Raw genomic sequence first — 14,397 nt, 5'->3', positions numbered from 1 at the left:
GTTTGAGGGGGGCTTCTATAGTTAATGAAATATTTCATGCAGTAATTCATTCATAAAAATGCTTACAGGCCCGCTACCGTTCAAAAGTCAGGAGAGCAACATGAAGAAAAATATGAAAATAGGATTATTCCTCATCTCATTGTTATTTTCTCTTACGGCACAAGCCGTTATTCTTACTTTTGATGATGCAACAACAGCTCCGCTCAATCCTTATGGGAGCAATGGTTTTACACTACAAAGCTATAGGCTTGTTAGTACAGCTGGGCCAGCAACCAATTCGTTCACAGCAAACGTCAATAGAAAAAACTTTCCAGGACAGTTCAACTACGGTGAAAATTACCTTACAAGCAATACAGGCGATCCAGCTGCTCATTTAACCCACGGTGCAGGTAGTGCATTTGATATACATAGCATTGACTTGGGAAGTGGAGTCAATACTGAATACGTTAATATTACTTTAACTGCATTAGATGAAAATGGCTTGACTCTTCATACACAAACTTTTTTAAACCAAAATGTACTTACCGCACACATTTTGCCTGGGTTTGTTGGTATTTCTAAGTTAGTCATTAGTGCATCGAATCGCTTTAGTATTGATAATATTTCAGTAATTGAATCAGTCCCAGTTACTAATGAAACGATCATTAATGAAATTATCAGTGACCCAGAATCTGCTGATAATATGTGGGCTTACTCGGAGTTTACAGGTAGTAACATCAACTCATCATTTTCTCCGACGTTAATAGAGTTTGATGGTGTTGAAACACTCGGTTATGTCGAAAAATTAGTCAACGATAGAGGCACAAGCGCTTTTCAATCACAAAGTGCTAAACAACATACTCGCCATCGATTTTCAACCTACATCATGTCCTCTATTACACAATCAATTGAAGTCGTTTTTAATGGAGACGATGGTCATAGTTTATATGTGGATGGCACGTTATTAAATGGCACTGCGCAGGGCGGCTTTGGTATTGGTGTTGTCGAAGAGTTATTGCTGGTTGCTAATGAGCCTGTTCGCCTTGATCTCTTGTTAGCGAATTCTGGTGGCGGTTGGTATGTCGAGGTAGGGGTAAGCCAGACTGTTTTATCCGACCATGTAGGAAATGAGTTTATTTACCCGCTTTCAAATTTTTCTGAGCACAACTTAACTATAAATGCTGACGGTATAACCCCAGTCACAGTGAGTTATCTTTTTGAGACGGTTTATGACTCACAAACCGAGGATGACTGCGTCATATATAACAATACTACAAATTATTTTGATAACAAAGAATTGGCATTTAGCACTCGCTGTACTCAGCAAACAAATGAAGCAAGCAATTATGTTTATAGCATAAAGCATACTGTTCAAGACGCAATCGTAGAATTAGCCTCAGCAACTCAAACTCGAAACTTAGCCACCGGTTTAACGAATTACACAGGGACGTTAATTACTAATAACTTCTTTCAAAATGAGCATCTAATGCCATCGCAATATATTTACAAATTTACCGAAACACCTCCACAAGCGATATTTCAAGGTAGCAGTCGTGCCACAGATGCTGACGGTTATATAATATCAGATAGTGGCATCTTAAAAGCAACAACGGGTAACCTAACCTACTTAGTTCGTAATTCAGATTTTCGCGCTCAGTACCCTCGATTTAATGCTCAATACCTGGATAGCGATCAAGATCAACTTGTTTTTCACGCACAACTTATGTATTACAGGAGTTATTGCTGGTACTACTGCTCTTCTTATTCTGGTTATACATTATCCACATTAATGGTGAATGACAATGGCATAAATCAAGAGGTTTTACGTTACGGTTATAGGTATAGCCGTTCAAATTCTTGGCCTTACTGGAGTAGTTATAGCAAAGCAAACGGAGCTGACTTTTACCGAATATACGATGCGGTTGTATTAAAAAATGATATCTACTTTATTGGTGTTAAAGACTATCAACATCCATTAACACCTAAGCTATACCGTTATAGCAATGGCAGTTACGTGGAGGTTCTTGCTATTGATGAAAAACTACCACAGCAAGCAAATACCGAAAGAGTGACTTATATTAAATTAGGAGATGTGTCCGAAGATCAAATATCAGTGACAGTCTATTTCAATGTAACAACACCAAAAATATATTCATTTGATGGGCAATCATTTACCTATCAACGCGTCGCGCCTATTTCCTTTGTTAATGAAAACGACCAACTTGTTAATACCTATACATCCGAATTTGAAGGTAAACAGTTTGCCTTTCCTTACCGTTTGGACGTGAATAGTAGCTACTTAATAAGTAACATAAGAGGCGGTGACGACGTTATTCCCGTTGAGAACAAAGATCAGACAGCCACGAGCTGGTATATCTACAATATAGATATTGGCAACAGTGCGATTGCCTATTACAAATACTCATATTCAACTTCAATGAGTAATACTAGTATCGATATACTACAACTAGATAGTGATTCCGACGGCTTTGCCGATGTGAATGATAACTGCCCTACTACAAATAACCCAGACCAATTAGATAGTGATAATAATACCCAAGGCGACCTCTGCCAAGACAGTGATTCTGATGGTATTTTGGACTTAAATCTATACACAGGAGAGTTTGATAACTGTCCATTAGTGGTTAACTTTAATCAGCTTGACCAAGATGCCGATGATGTTGGTGATAATTGTGATAACTGCTTAATGAGTAATAACCCTAGTCAATTTGATTTAGATAATGATGGTATTGGTGATAGTTGTGACCCAGACATTGATAACGATTTAGTGCTCAATGATGTTGATAACTGCCCTGATACGAGCAATTCAGATCAAGCTAATTTTGATAATGACCTTAATGGTGATGCCTGTGATTTAGATACCGATAATGATGGCATTGTTAATGCGATTGATGGCTCATTTGATGGCCTAGACTTTACCGACAGTAGCTTTGATAGCACCAATAAAAGTTTTACCGATAAACATCTTGGCGGTAGCAGTTTTGGTAACGTAACAGCTGGGAATTTAGTTTTTCTTATCGAGGACTTACCAGGAAGTGAGGGCTTTAAAGTAACAGGACTAGAGGGGCTCAATAATGCAAAAATATCATTCACTATCTGTGACTGGAAAGTAAACGACGGTGGTAAGTTAAGTCTATCATTAGGCTCAGAAGCGACCATCACCTGTGGTTCCGTACATCTTGGAAGTCAAGGCACGCCTATTGAGCTATTTATTAACGATAATGCAATCGTTTTTGTCGCTCCACAATCTGCAGTGGTTGCAGAAGAGTTAGAAGATGGAACATTTAGCCTAGAAGTAGACGCTAATAATCAGGAAGAGGTAGTTGCAATATTTGGAGATACTTTCGTTACCTTGCCAGCCAATGCAATCATTGAGGTAACAGAGCAAGCAGAACCAGGCAACTTTAGCATCAACAATACCGGTGAAGAGCCTATCATTGCATTTATTGGAGGGCAGGAACTTACTTATCAACCAGGTGAATCAGGCATTAGTATTATTATTGATATAAAACCAGATGATACGATTAATGCAATTAACTTAGGCTCAAAGGGTAACATTCCAGTCGCGATTCTAAGTACAGCTAGCTTTGATGCACGTACTATTGACCCTTTAACGGTTAACTTATCGGGTGCTGGTGTTAAATTAAAAGGAAAAGCAGAAAAACCGATGGCAAGCTTTAAAGATGTGAATGGTGATGGCCTAATAGACCTATTAACACACGTTGATACGACTGCGCTTGAGATTCCAGAAGGGGAAGCATCTGCAATATTAAATGCACAAACATATAGTGGGGAAGCCGTTAGAGGTAGCGATATCATCACTATAGTAAAATATTAATATCCGATACTTATTTCTCTTCTTAGGATGCTAAGAAGGGAAATAAACTTGGTGTAGCACTATTCAAACCTGTGTACTATTTGATTACTACTACCCCGCCATTTTAAATTTTTATCGGCTAAATCCTGTTCAAACTTACCATCAATAAACACATCAACAAGACCGATAATCGCTTGCTGTTGTGCACTAAGCTCAGCTAACTGATAACCACTCCAAAGCCAGATATCTTTATTGAGACACTCCGCTTTAACACGCTTGACCAGCTTTAATACTTCACCGACATTAGCAGGATGTAGAGGATCACCACCCGAGAGCGTTAACCCCTGTTTTTTTATGCGTGTATCGTTAAGATCTTTAATGATTTGATCGGCGAGTTGCTCAGTAAATAGATTCCCAGCATCAAGCGACAAAGTCGACTGGTTATAACACCCGCGGCAGTTATGAATACAACCCGATACAAACAAAACACAACGTGTCCCTTCACCATTTAATACATCAATGGGGTAATATTTACTGTAATTCATGCTTACCTCTTTATTAAGTATTCAAGTTATAAGCTGGCTTTGCATAGCTATAAAAATGGTTCAATGCGTATACATCAAGTTTCCATTACATTTTTCTGCTAAAAAGCATTACTTTAGTAAAAGAAATCATGGATGATTTCTTTAGTAGTTGCATGCACAGGGATGTGCATTCAACTACGGTGCGTTAAAAAGTAATACTTTCTAGCAGATTAAAAAATGTTTGGAACGGCACTTTTTGGTTACTTTTTCTTGCTGTTGAGAAAAAGTGACTCGCCCACAAGGCGAAACAACAACCGCAAAGTAACGCTGAACATAATTAAACCTTTGCCTATTTCCAGAAGGCGAATCACATGCCTTATAAATATAATAAGCTAACTCAAAGATGCTTAACGCGACGTTTCACTTCTTCTTGTTTGCCTTCATTAAACGGTCTGGAATCGGGACTGCCTAAATAACCACAAACACGACGAGTGACAGCGACTTTTTCAGCGTCTGAATTCCCGCAACTTGGGCAAACAAAACCTTTACTGGTGCAGTCAAATTCACCGTGAAAACCACATTCATAACATTCATCGATGGGTGTGTTAGTGCCGTAATAAGGCACGCGTGAATAACTGTAATCCCAAACATCTTCTAATGCTTTGAGGTTATGTTGCATATTCGGGTATTCGCCGTAACAGATAAAACCACCACTGGCGATCTCTGGATACGGCATCTCAAAATCTAACTTGTCGTAAGGGTTAACCTGTTTTTCAACGTCTAAATGAAAGCTATTAGTGTAATAACCTTTATCGGTAACACCTTCTAATACACCAAATTGTTTCGCGTCTAAACGGCAAAAACGATCACATAGATTCTCAGAAGGGGTTGAATAAAGGCTAAACGCGTAGCCTGTTTCTTCAGTCCAAGACTCTGTCGCTGTTTTCATGTAACGGATCATTTCGATGGCTTTTTGTTGCTTCGTTTTATCATCAAAAAGATGACCATCAATACCATATAATGCGTTTATCGCTTCATGTAAACCGATGTAACCTAATGAAATAGAAGCTCGACCATTTTTGAAAATATCCGCAACACAATCATCGGCTTTAAGACGTACACCACAGGCCCCTTCCATATACAAAATAGGGGCAACGCTTGCTTTAACATCAGACAAGCGTTCAATACGTGTATCTAATGCTTTTCTCGCTAAGCTTAATCGCGACGTTAATATCTCATAGAAGCGCTTTTCATCACCCTCCGCTTCAAGTGAAATACGTGGCAAGTTAAGGCTAACTACGCCGATGTTATTACGTCCATCATGAATTAATTCGCCATTCTCTTCATAAGTACCTAAAAAGCTACGACAACCCATTGGTGTTTTGAATGAGCCTGTTATCTCGACTACTTTTTCAAAATTAAGAATATCTGGATACATGCGTTTAGACGCACACTCTAAAGCGAGCTGTTTAATATCGTAATTTTGATCTTGCGCTTTATGATTAACGCCATCTTTAATCGCAAATACCAATTTAGGGAAAATAGCGGTTTTACGGTTTTTACCTAAACCAGCTAAACGAATTTTGAAAATGGATTGCTGAATGAGTCGCGCTTCCCATGATGTTCCTAGGCCAAAACCAAAGGTAACAAAAGGCGTTTGCCCGTTCGCGGTATGCAACGTATTCACTTCATATTCTAAAGATTGAAAGGCGTTGTAACATTCTTTTTCAGTTTGCTCATTGGCATAAGCTTGTGCATCATTGATGCCCCACTTCTCTGCGGTAACAAAGTGTTTCTGATAACTTTTAGTCACATAAGGGGCAAGTGTTGTATCGATACCATTAATCGTTGTTCCGCCATAAATATGACTGGCTACTTGCGCAATAATTTGTGCGCAAACCGCGGTTGCCGTAGAGATTGATTTTGGCTCTTCAATTTCAGCATTACCCATTTTAAATCCTTGGGTAAACATGCCTTTAATATCGATTAACATACAGTTAAACATCGGGAAAAAAGGTGCGTAATCAAGATCATGATAATGGATTTCACCTTTATCATGGGCGCGTACGATATCACGTGGCAATATGTATGATTTTGCATAATGCTTAGCCACAATGCCCGCTAACAAGTCGCGTTGTGTCGGAATGACTTTTCCATCTTTATTGGCATTTTCATTTAATAACGAGGCGTTACTTTGCTCAATAAGCCCTTCAATTTCATTGTTTAAATGGCTTTTACGCTCTCGTGCAATGTCTCTGTCATGGCGATATTCGATATAAACACGGGCTAACTCAAGGTAACCCTTAGTCATTAGATGCTGTTCAACTTTGTCTTGAATATCATGAATATCGACTTCTAATTGGCCTTTTAAGTCGTTTTCAATTTCATTTGCAATCGCAAAGGCATCCACACCTTTACAGCGCACCGCACCCGATGCTTTTAATATTGCTTCCGCAATACGTTGAGCATTAAAGGGGACTTGGCTACCATCGCGCTTAATAACGACCGTTTTCATAATAGAACTCCAAAAAGAAAGTGACACAACATCTAGTGGGGCGAAACTATACATAACACTATATATGCACATATTGATGTGTATCAATTTTAAATCGGGGTGCTTATTTAGTGATTAAAAAGATGCGACACAACCTGAAACAAAAACAAATAAACATCATTCACGTTATTTTTTGTCATCTTGTTCTTGCACTTCTGCAGCGCCTTGATTAACTAAATCACAGCGTGTGAGTGGCAATACCAATTCCACTAAAGAACGGATCTATCTTGCTGGTTAAAAAAAGCGATTTCCGCGTTGAAACTTTTGTAAAGGGAACAACCATTAATGAATTAAAGTCTTTAATTTAATTCACCGATAGAGGGCTAACGAAGTTAACCGCTCGAAAGGTAGCAAATTTCGCCTTGAACTCACTTATTTTTCCTGCGCAATATTAGACCATTAAATTAGTGGAACTGGTATAACTCACTGCCAATGCAGGACAAACTATGGCTCTGTAAAAAAACATACTTTATGTTGTTATTTTTACGGGGGTTGTTTGCTATAATCACGCCCAACTATCGATCTTCCAAATCCCCTATCCAGCTAGTGGAATTAAATTCTTATGAGTGATTATTTTTTACTGTTTTTTGGCACTGTACTGGTCAATAACTTTGTTTTAGTTAAATTTTTAGGTTTATGCCCTTTTATGGGGGTTTCCAACAAAGTTGAAACAGCCGTGGGTATGTCATTTGCGACAACCTTTGTATTAACCATAACAGCGGCCCTTTCGTATATTGTTAATACATTTCTATTAATTCCCTTAGATCTCATCTATCTACAAACGTTGAGCTTTATTCTGGTTATTGCGGTTGTGGTGCAATTTACGGAAATGGTGATGCACAAAACCAGCCCGACCTTGTATCGTTTATTAGGTATATTTTTACCTTTAATCACCACCAACTGTGCCATTTTAGGTTTAGCATTGCTTAACATTAATGAAAATCATGACTTTGTTGAATCCGTTATCTATGGATTCGGAGCAGGTATTGGTTTCTCATTAGTACTCGTGCTGTTTTCTTCAATGCGTGAACGCTTAGCGGCTTCAGATATACCAATGCCATTCAAAGGCTCTGCGATAGCGATGATCACAGCCGGTTTAATGTCATTAGCATTTACGGGATTCACCGGATTAATTAAATAATGAAAAGTATTGTAATTGCTATGATTGAAACCCTAAATGCAAAAGATAAACCTCTCGCACCTTTGCTTTCCACGGGACTAAATTAAATGATGACAAGTATTGTAATTGCTATTGTCGCATTAGCCGTCCTAGCTGCGGTTTTTGGGGCATTATTGGGTTATTCATCAATTCGTTTTAAAGTAAAAGCGGACCCAATTGTTGAAGAATTAGATGCAATGCTGCCACAAACACAATGTGGCCAATGTGGTTACCCGGGTTGTAAACCCTATGCGACAGCTATCGCAGCCGGTGATGACATTAATAAGTGTCCGCCAGGTGGTGATGCTGTCATGCGTCAACTTGCTGAGCGCATGGGCATTGAGCCAAAAGATTTAGAAGGCGAAGAGAAACCGAAGCTCATTGCCTATATACGTGAAGATGAATGCATTGGTTGTACTAAGTGTATTCAAGCCTGCCCCGTTGATGCCATCATGGGTGCCACAAGACAGATGCATACCGTTATTACCGATGAATGTACTGGCTGTGAATTATGTGTCGCGCCCTGCCCAACAGATTGCATCGATATGTTACCTATTGAGATAACCACGCAAAATTGGCAGTGGAATCTACAACGTATCCCAACAAAAATTAACACTGAGCTTTAGTATGACTGATAAATTTAACCTGCTTTCCGATGAACAATTAGACGCAATTTCATCGGGTAAGTTATGGAATTTTCACGGCGGGATTCACCCCGAAGAAAACAAACTTCAGAGTAACCAGTATGCGATTCGTGATGCGGGCATTCCTGCAACACTGGTTATTCCTGTTGAGCATAAAGGTCATACACCAGAGCTTTTGGTAGCCGTGGGTGACATGGTTTTAAAAGGCCAACCACTGACCAAAGTCTATGGGGCTTTAGTGGTGCAGCATGCAAGTAGTTCAGGTGTTGTTATCGCTATTGAAAAACGCTGTGATTTACACCCTTCAGGTTTGGGTGTATTAGCGGTTGTTATCCAAACAGACGGTCTAGACAGAACGGCCGAATATGTGAAACCACAAGATTACCAAACCCTTGCCCCCGCCGTATTAGTCGAGAAAATTCAGCAATCTGGTATTGTCGGTTTAGGTGGCGCTGGTTTTCCGAGTCATCTGAAGTTAGTCCACCATAGCGACATTAAACTGCTCTTAATCAATGCGGCAGAATGTGAGCCTTATATCACCGCCGATGACCGATTAATGCAAGAACAATCCTTTGAAATACTTGAAGGTATTGAGGTGCTTAATCATATTTTGCAACCTCAGCTAACAGTGATTGCGATTGAAGATAACAAAGTTGATGCGATTAAAAGCTTACAAGAAGCCCTGAGCAAAAATCCTAATAAAGATAAAATCCGCCTGCGTATTATTCCAACGATTTACCCATCAGGCAGTGAAAAACAGTTAATTGAAATTATTACCGGCCAGCAAACGCCCTTAGGTAAACACCCAAGTGAGCTTGGCATTGTCATGCAAAACATCGGGACTGTATTTGCGATTAAACAAGCCATTATTGATGCGAAACCATTGACCTCGCGCATTGTGACCCTTACCGGTGACTCACTGCAACAAAGAGGCAATGTGAGTGTGCGTATTGGCACACCAATTCAATATCTACTCGATAGATATTGGGTGAACTCTACGTCAGTCAATCAATTGATTATTGGTGGCCCGATGATGGGTTTTACCATCGAAGATACCTCCGCACCGGTGACCAAAACCTGTAACTGTATTTTAGCGCCTACTGTGCAGGAAATGCCCGCTTCTCCACCTGAGATGCCTTGTATTCGTTGCTCTGAATGTGCGGAAGCTTGCCCTGCTCATTTGTTACCCCAGCAACTTTTGTGGTATTCAAAAAGCCAAGATCACGACAAACTTGCTGAATATAATTTAAGTGCGTGTATCGAATGTGGTGCCTGTGCTTTTGTATGCCCTAGCCATATTCCCCTGGTTGAATATTACCGCGTTGCCAAAGCAGAAATTAACGTCGCTAAAAATGAAGCTCAAAAAGCAGAAGTTGCTCGCATTCGTCATGAAAAACGAGAAGCACGCTTAGAGCAGGCAAAACTTGATAGACAAGCAAAACATAAAGCCGCGGCTGAAAAACGCAAAGCACAATTACAAGAGAAAAATGGTGGTGAAGATTTAATCGCTGCCGCACTTGCTCGCGCGAAAGCCAAGAAGGTGTTAGACGGCGCATCAAGCGATGCTTCAGATTCCTCAACAGAAAAGAAACCTGAAAACAAAAATAGCGCAGTAGCAGCTGCGATTGCCCGCGCAAAAGCTAAAAAAGCGGCGAAAGCCCAATCATTAGAAAATACAGAATCATCAGAGAATGCTGAAGAGAATTCACAAGATAACGTTTCAATAGCAGTAGATCCTAAAAAAGTAGCCGTAGCAGCCGCCATTGCCCGCGCTAAAGCTAAAAAAGCAGCAAAAGCCGGATTAGAGACAAATAGCGAACCAACAACAGCAAAAAATACGGATGCGAGTACCGATGAGCCTGCAGCCATAGATCCTAAAAAAGCAGCCGTGGCAGCCGCCATTGCGCGCGCCAAAGCTAAAAAAGCAGCTAAAGCCGGATTAGAAAACATCCAAGAAAACAAAGAAAAAAGTAAAAACATTGGTACTGATGAACCTATCGCTGTAGACCCCCAAAAGGCGGCCGTGGCAGCTGCTATTGCGCGTGCAAAAGCGAAGAAAGCAGCAAAGGCAGCGCAATCTGAAAACCCAGAAGAAAACAGTGAAAGCAGTACAAGTGAACATGAAGCAACAGCAATAGATCCAAAAAAAGCAGCAGTGGCAGCCGCCATTGCACGAGCGAAAGCGAAGAAAGCAGCAAAAACGGCACAAGCGCTTGATGCTCAGAACTTAGAAACGACAGCGCCTACCTCTGCTGAACTACCCGATAATAGTAAAGTCATCGCAGAGCGTAAGTTACGTAAAGAGCAAGCACGTCTTCATAAACAAGAAAAAGAAGAGGCTGTTATAGCAAGGCAACAAACGATTACAGTAGAAGCGCAAAGCGATATAACACCTTCAAGTAGCCCAGAGCTTTCTGCTGCCGACATCAAAAAAGCTAAAATTGCAGCCGTCGTAGCGCGGGCGAAAGCTAAAAAAGCACAGCTAGCGAAAGAAAGTGAAAACGATATAGACAACAAGGAACAACAATAATGGCATTTATCAGCGCAAGCTCGCCACATCAACGTACTCGCCGTAGTAGTTCGCAGATTATGGTTTGGGTCATGTTATGTTTAATACCCGGCGTTGCATTGCAAAGTTATTTTTTTGGACTCACTAATATAGTGCAAATTTTATTAGCCGGCATCGTTGCACTCAGTGCAGAAGCCGCTATTTTAAAATTACGTAAACGTCCTATTATCAATACATTAAAAGATGGAAGCGCGCTGCTAACCGGCATACTCATCGCCATTTCTATTCCTCCACTCGCCCCTTGGTGGGTGGTTGTTATTGGTACTTTATTTGCCATTATCTTTGTAAAACAGCTTTATGGTGGTTTAGGGCAAAACATATTTAACCCCGCGATGGCGGCTTATGTTGTTTTGCTTATTTCATTCCCAGTACAGATGACCTCTTGGTTACCAATGCTAAGCTTGCAGCCTTTTGAACTGTCGATACTGGATCAGCTCAATACTGTGTTAACCGGCCACACCCTTGATGGTTACAGCGTGGCACAAATGAGTATTAGCATCGATGGGCTCACCATGGCCACACCGCTTGATACCCTAAAGAACAGCTTGAAATCAGGCTTCACGACAACAGAAATTTTCGATAGTGCCACCTATAAAGCGTCATCATCACAGGCGATTATGTGGGTAAACTTAGGGTTTTTATTTGGCGGTGCCATTTTACTCGCTAAACGCATTATTCTGTGGATGATCCCAATCAGCTTTTTAGCCGGCATGATGTTGTTTTCGTTTATCGCCTTCGCTTATCAGCCAGACCTTAACGGCTCACCACTCTTTCATCTGCTCTCCGGTGCCACTATGTTAGGCGCGTTTTTTATCCTAACCGACCCTGTGAGTGCATCAACAACGGTAAAAGGAAGACTCTTTTATGGATTTTTAATCGCCTTTATTGTGGTCTTAATTCGTAATATTGGGGGTTATCCTGATGCTGTCGCCTTCGCCGTATTACTCGGTAATATGTGTGTACCATTAATTGATTATTATACTCAGCCTAAGGTTTATGGAGGAAGAACATGATCTTATCAGCAATCTCTCGTAACGGTTTCCTATTAGCGGCTTTTGCTATTATTTGCACCGCGGCCGTTGCAACGGTTAACCAATTAACTAAACCTGTTATTGCTCAGCAAGAGCAAATGGCCTTAATAAAAACCATCAATCAGCTAATTCCTGAAGATGCCTACGATAATGAAATTTTTGCTAGTTGCTTTGAGATAAGTGATGACCAATTATTAGGTAAAGGGCAAACCCAACAGGTATTTGTCGCTAAAAAAGGCAATAAACCTGTCGCACTGATGTTAGAAACCAGTACCTTTAAAGGTTATGCCGGTGAAATAAAACTCGCAATTGGTATTTTTGAAGATGGGAAAGTAGCAGGTGTTCGTGTTATTCGTCATACAGAAACGCCCGGCTTAGGAGATAAAATTCAAACCAACAAGTCAGAGTGGATCTACAGCTTTAATGACAAAGACTACCAAGTTGCACAGGATGCACGCTGGGAAGTTAAAAAGAATGGCGGTGATATTGATGCATTTACGGGTGCAACCATCACACCACGTGCTGTTACACATGCCGTTAAAGATGCACTTATCTACTTTGCTAAACATAAACAGCAGCTATTCAATCAAGTAGCCAATTGTGGAGACTTATAATGAAATCAGAAACAATACAGGCGACAGACAATAGCGAAGCGGCTGATGTTGTTCCGCTAACAGCTGACGAGAACAAAGCCATTTATAAAGAGCTTAGATGGCAAGGGTTATGGAAAAACAACCCAGGTATTGTACAGCTACTCGGCTTGTGTCCGTTACTTGCCGTCACGAATACCGTGACTAATGCCTTAGGGTTAGCTATCGCAACATTGTTTGTTTTAGTGGCCTCTAATACGTTAATTTCTCTTATTCGCCACCATGTGCAAAAAGCAATTCGCATCCCTATTTTTGTCATGATCATCGCTTCACTCGTAACCTGTGTGCAACTGCTGATGAATGCCTATACCTACGAATTATATTTATCACTGGGTATCTTTATTCCTCTTATTGTTACTAACTGTATTATTATTGGACGCGCAGAAGCCTTTGCCTCAAAGAACAGTGTTAAGCATGCGGCTTATGATGGTTTAATGATGGGCCTAGGATTTGGTGGCGTATTATTACTATTAGGTGCGATACGTGAAGTATTAGCGCAGGGGACACTGCTTGATGGCATTGAAACCATGCTTGGCGAATGGTCTTCTGTTTTAACCATCACGCTTTACCATACTGATACCAGCTTTTTATTAGCGGCCTTGCCCCCTGGCGCCTTCATTATTATGGGCATCATTATTGCCTCAAAAAATGCAATCGACTATCACCTAGAGAATCGCGCTAAAAAGAAGCTCGTAAGCCAAGCCGAACAAAGCATTGAGAATAAGGGTTAAACGTGAATAAAGAAAAACGCCTAGAAATGTTAACACGCTTACGCGATAACAACCCTAAACCAGAAACAGAGCTCAACTTTAGCTCGCCTTTCGAGTTATTGGTTGCGGTGACCTTATCCGCTCAATCGACCGATGTGGGTGTGAATAAAGCCACCGATAAACTGTTTCCTATCGCCAATACGCCCGAAGCTATCTATGCATTAGGTGAAGATGGGTTAAAAACCTATATTAAAACCATTGGTCTATTTAACAGTAAAGCGTCCAACGTGATTAAAGCCTGTAAAATGTTGATCGATTTACACAACAGTGAAGTACCTGAAAATCGCAATGCATTAGTTGCCCTACCCGGTGTTGGCAGAAAGACTGCAAATGTCGTCTTAAATACCGCCTTTGGCTGGCCTACGATTGCGGTTGATACACATATTTTTCGTGTCTCAAACAGAACTAAATTGGCGATGGGTAAAAATGTAGATTTAGTGGAAGCGAAGTTATTAAAAGTGATTCCCGCGGAATTTAAAGTGGACGTACATCACTGGCTTATTTTACACGGACGTTATACCTGTATTGCGCGCAAGCCTCGCTGTGGCTCATGTTTGATAGAAGATTTGTGTGAGTACAAAGAAAAAACAGAAAGCTAATCTATTAACATAAAACTTATAAGTAACTACTCAGCACCCTGCTAAAACGTATGCGTTTCATACGAAAATAGACAGTAACT

At 40.5% G+C, this 14,397-nt stretch carries 10 protein-coding genes; 8 read left to right on the top strand and 2 right to left on the bottom strand.

The genetic code is table 11. The features are described from left to right. The first annotated feature begins 100 nt into the window (after positions 1-100). The gene (locus tag CXF74_RS03295) at positions 101-3,838 is read left to right on the top strand and encodes a thrombospondin type 3 repeat-containing protein (RefSeq protein ID WP_198552766.1); all 3,738 of its coding nucleotides are present in this window, start codon (positions 101-103) and stop codon (positions 3,836-3,838) included. 59 nt (positions 3,839-3,897) lie between these two features. On the opposite strand, the gene nrdG is transcribed toward CXF74_RS03295, so the two are convergent. Together nrdG and nrdD are read right to left on the bottom strand one after the other, a co-directional pair. Beyond that, a complete protein-coding gene (nrdG, locus tag CXF74_RS03290) occupies positions 3,898-4,362 on the bottom strand; it encodes an anaerobic ribonucleoside-triphosphate reductase-activating protein (RefSeq protein ID WP_101080977.1) in 465 nt (154 codons plus the stop codon). A gap of 376 nt (positions 4,363-4,738) precedes the next feature. Beyond that, positions 4,739-6,856 carry an anaerobic ribonucleoside-triphosphate reductase gene (nrdD, locus tag CXF74_RS03285; RefSeq protein ID WP_101080976.1) on the bottom strand — a complete coding sequence of 706 codons (2,118 nt, stop codon included), beginning with the start codon at positions 6,854-6,856 and terminating at the stop codon, positions 4,739-4,741. Positions 6,857-7,457: 601 nt separating this feature from the next. On the opposite strand from nrdD, the gene rsxA reads away from it, so the two are divergent. The 7 genes from rsxA (at position 7,458) to nth (ending at position 14,317) form a co-directional block, all read left to right on the top strand. Continuing rightward, positions 7,458-8,036, top strand: coding sequence for an electron transport complex subunit RsxA (gene rsxA / locus CXF74_RS03280; protein ID WP_101080975.1), 579 nt, complete (start codon positions 7,458-7,460; stop codon positions 8,034-8,036). Between the two features lie 86 nt (positions 8,037-8,122). Then, positions 8,123-8,680, top strand: coding sequence for an electron transport complex subunit RsxB (rsxB, locus tag CXF74_RS03275; RefSeq protein ID WP_198552765.1), 558 nt, complete (start codon positions 8,123-8,125; stop codon positions 8,678-8,680). 1 nt (position 8,681) lies between these two features. After that, positions 8,682-11,228, top strand: a complete 2,547-nt coding sequence (gene rsxC / locus CXF74_RS03270) for an electron transport complex subunit RsxC (protein ID WP_101080974.1) — start codon at positions 8,682-8,684, stop codon at positions 11,226-11,228. Then, positions 11,228-12,280: an electron transport complex subunit RsxD gene (gene rsxD, locus CXF74_RS03265; protein ID WP_101080973.1), complete on the top strand. Its 1,053-nt coding sequence runs from the start codon at positions 11,228-11,230 to the stop codon at positions 12,278-12,280. The genes rsxC and rsxD overlap by 1 nt, the downstream gene beginning before the upstream one ends. Next, a complete protein-coding gene (gene rsxG, locus CXF74_RS03260; protein ID WP_232772423.1) occupies positions 12,277-12,912 on the top strand; it encodes an electron transport complex subunit RsxG in 636 nt (211 codons plus the stop codon). The genes rsxD and rsxG overlap by 4 nt, the downstream gene beginning before the upstream one ends. Beyond that, positions 12,912-13,679: an electron transport complex subunit E gene (locus tag CXF74_RS03255; RefSeq protein ID WP_101080972.1), complete on the top strand. Its 768-nt coding sequence runs from the start codon at positions 12,912-12,914 to the stop codon at positions 13,677-13,679. The genes rsxG and CXF74_RS03255 overlap by 1 nt, the downstream gene beginning before the upstream one ends. A 2-nt stretch (positions 13,680-13,681) precedes the next feature. After that, entirely contained in the window at positions 13,682-14,317 is a 636-nt protein-coding gene (gene nth, locus CXF74_RS03250; protein ID WP_101080971.1) for an endonuclease III, read from the top strand. Positions 14,318-14,397 lie beyond the last annotated feature (80 nt).

Origin of the sequence: Psychromonas sp. Urea-02u-13 (genome assembly GCF_002835995.1) — a bacterium.
Taxonomy (GTDB): Bacteria; Pseudomonadota; Gammaproteobacteria; order Enterobacterales; family Psychromonadaceae; genus Psychromonas.
The sequence above is the reverse complement of the archived record's forward strand: the minus strand, read 5'-3'. Positions and strand labels throughout refer to the sequence as shown.

What these genes read in the sequence shown, in the direction of transcription:
- CXF74_RS03255 (WP_101080972.1), top strand. Translation starts at nt 12,912, where the DNA reads ATGAAATCAGAAACAATACAGGCGACAGACAATAGCGAAGCGGCTGAT.
- rsxC (WP_101080974.1), top strand. Translation starts at nt 8,682, where the DNA reads ATGACTGATAAATTTAACCTGCTTTCCGATGAACAATTAGACGCAATT.
- rsxD (WP_101080973.1), top strand. Translation starts at nt 11,228, where the DNA reads ATGGCATTTATCAGCGCAAGCTCGCCACATCAACGTACTCGCCGTAGT.
- CXF74_RS03295 (WP_198552766.1), top strand. Translation starts at nt 101, where the DNA reads ATGAAGAAAAATATGAAAATAGGATTATTCCTCATCTCATTGTTATTT.
- nrdG (WP_101080977.1), bottom strand. Translation starts at nt 4,362, where the DNA reads ATGAATTACAGTAAATATTACCCCATTGATGTATTAAATGGTGAAGGG.
- rsxB (WP_198552765.1), top strand. Translation starts at nt 8,123, where the DNA reads ATGATGACAAGTATTGTAATTGCTATTGTCGCATTAGCCGTCCTAGCT.
- nrdD (WP_101080976.1), bottom strand. Translation starts at nt 6,856, where the DNA reads ATGAAAACGGTCGTTATTAAGCGCGATGGTAGCCAAGTCCCCTTTAAT.
- rsxG (WP_232772423.1), top strand. Translation starts at nt 12,277, where the DNA reads ATGATCTTATCAGCAATCTCTCGTAACGGTTTCCTATTAGCGGCTTTT.
- rsxA (WP_101080975.1), top strand. Translation starts at nt 7,458, where the DNA reads ATGAGTGATTATTTTTTACTGTTTTTTGGCACTGTACTGGTCAATAAC.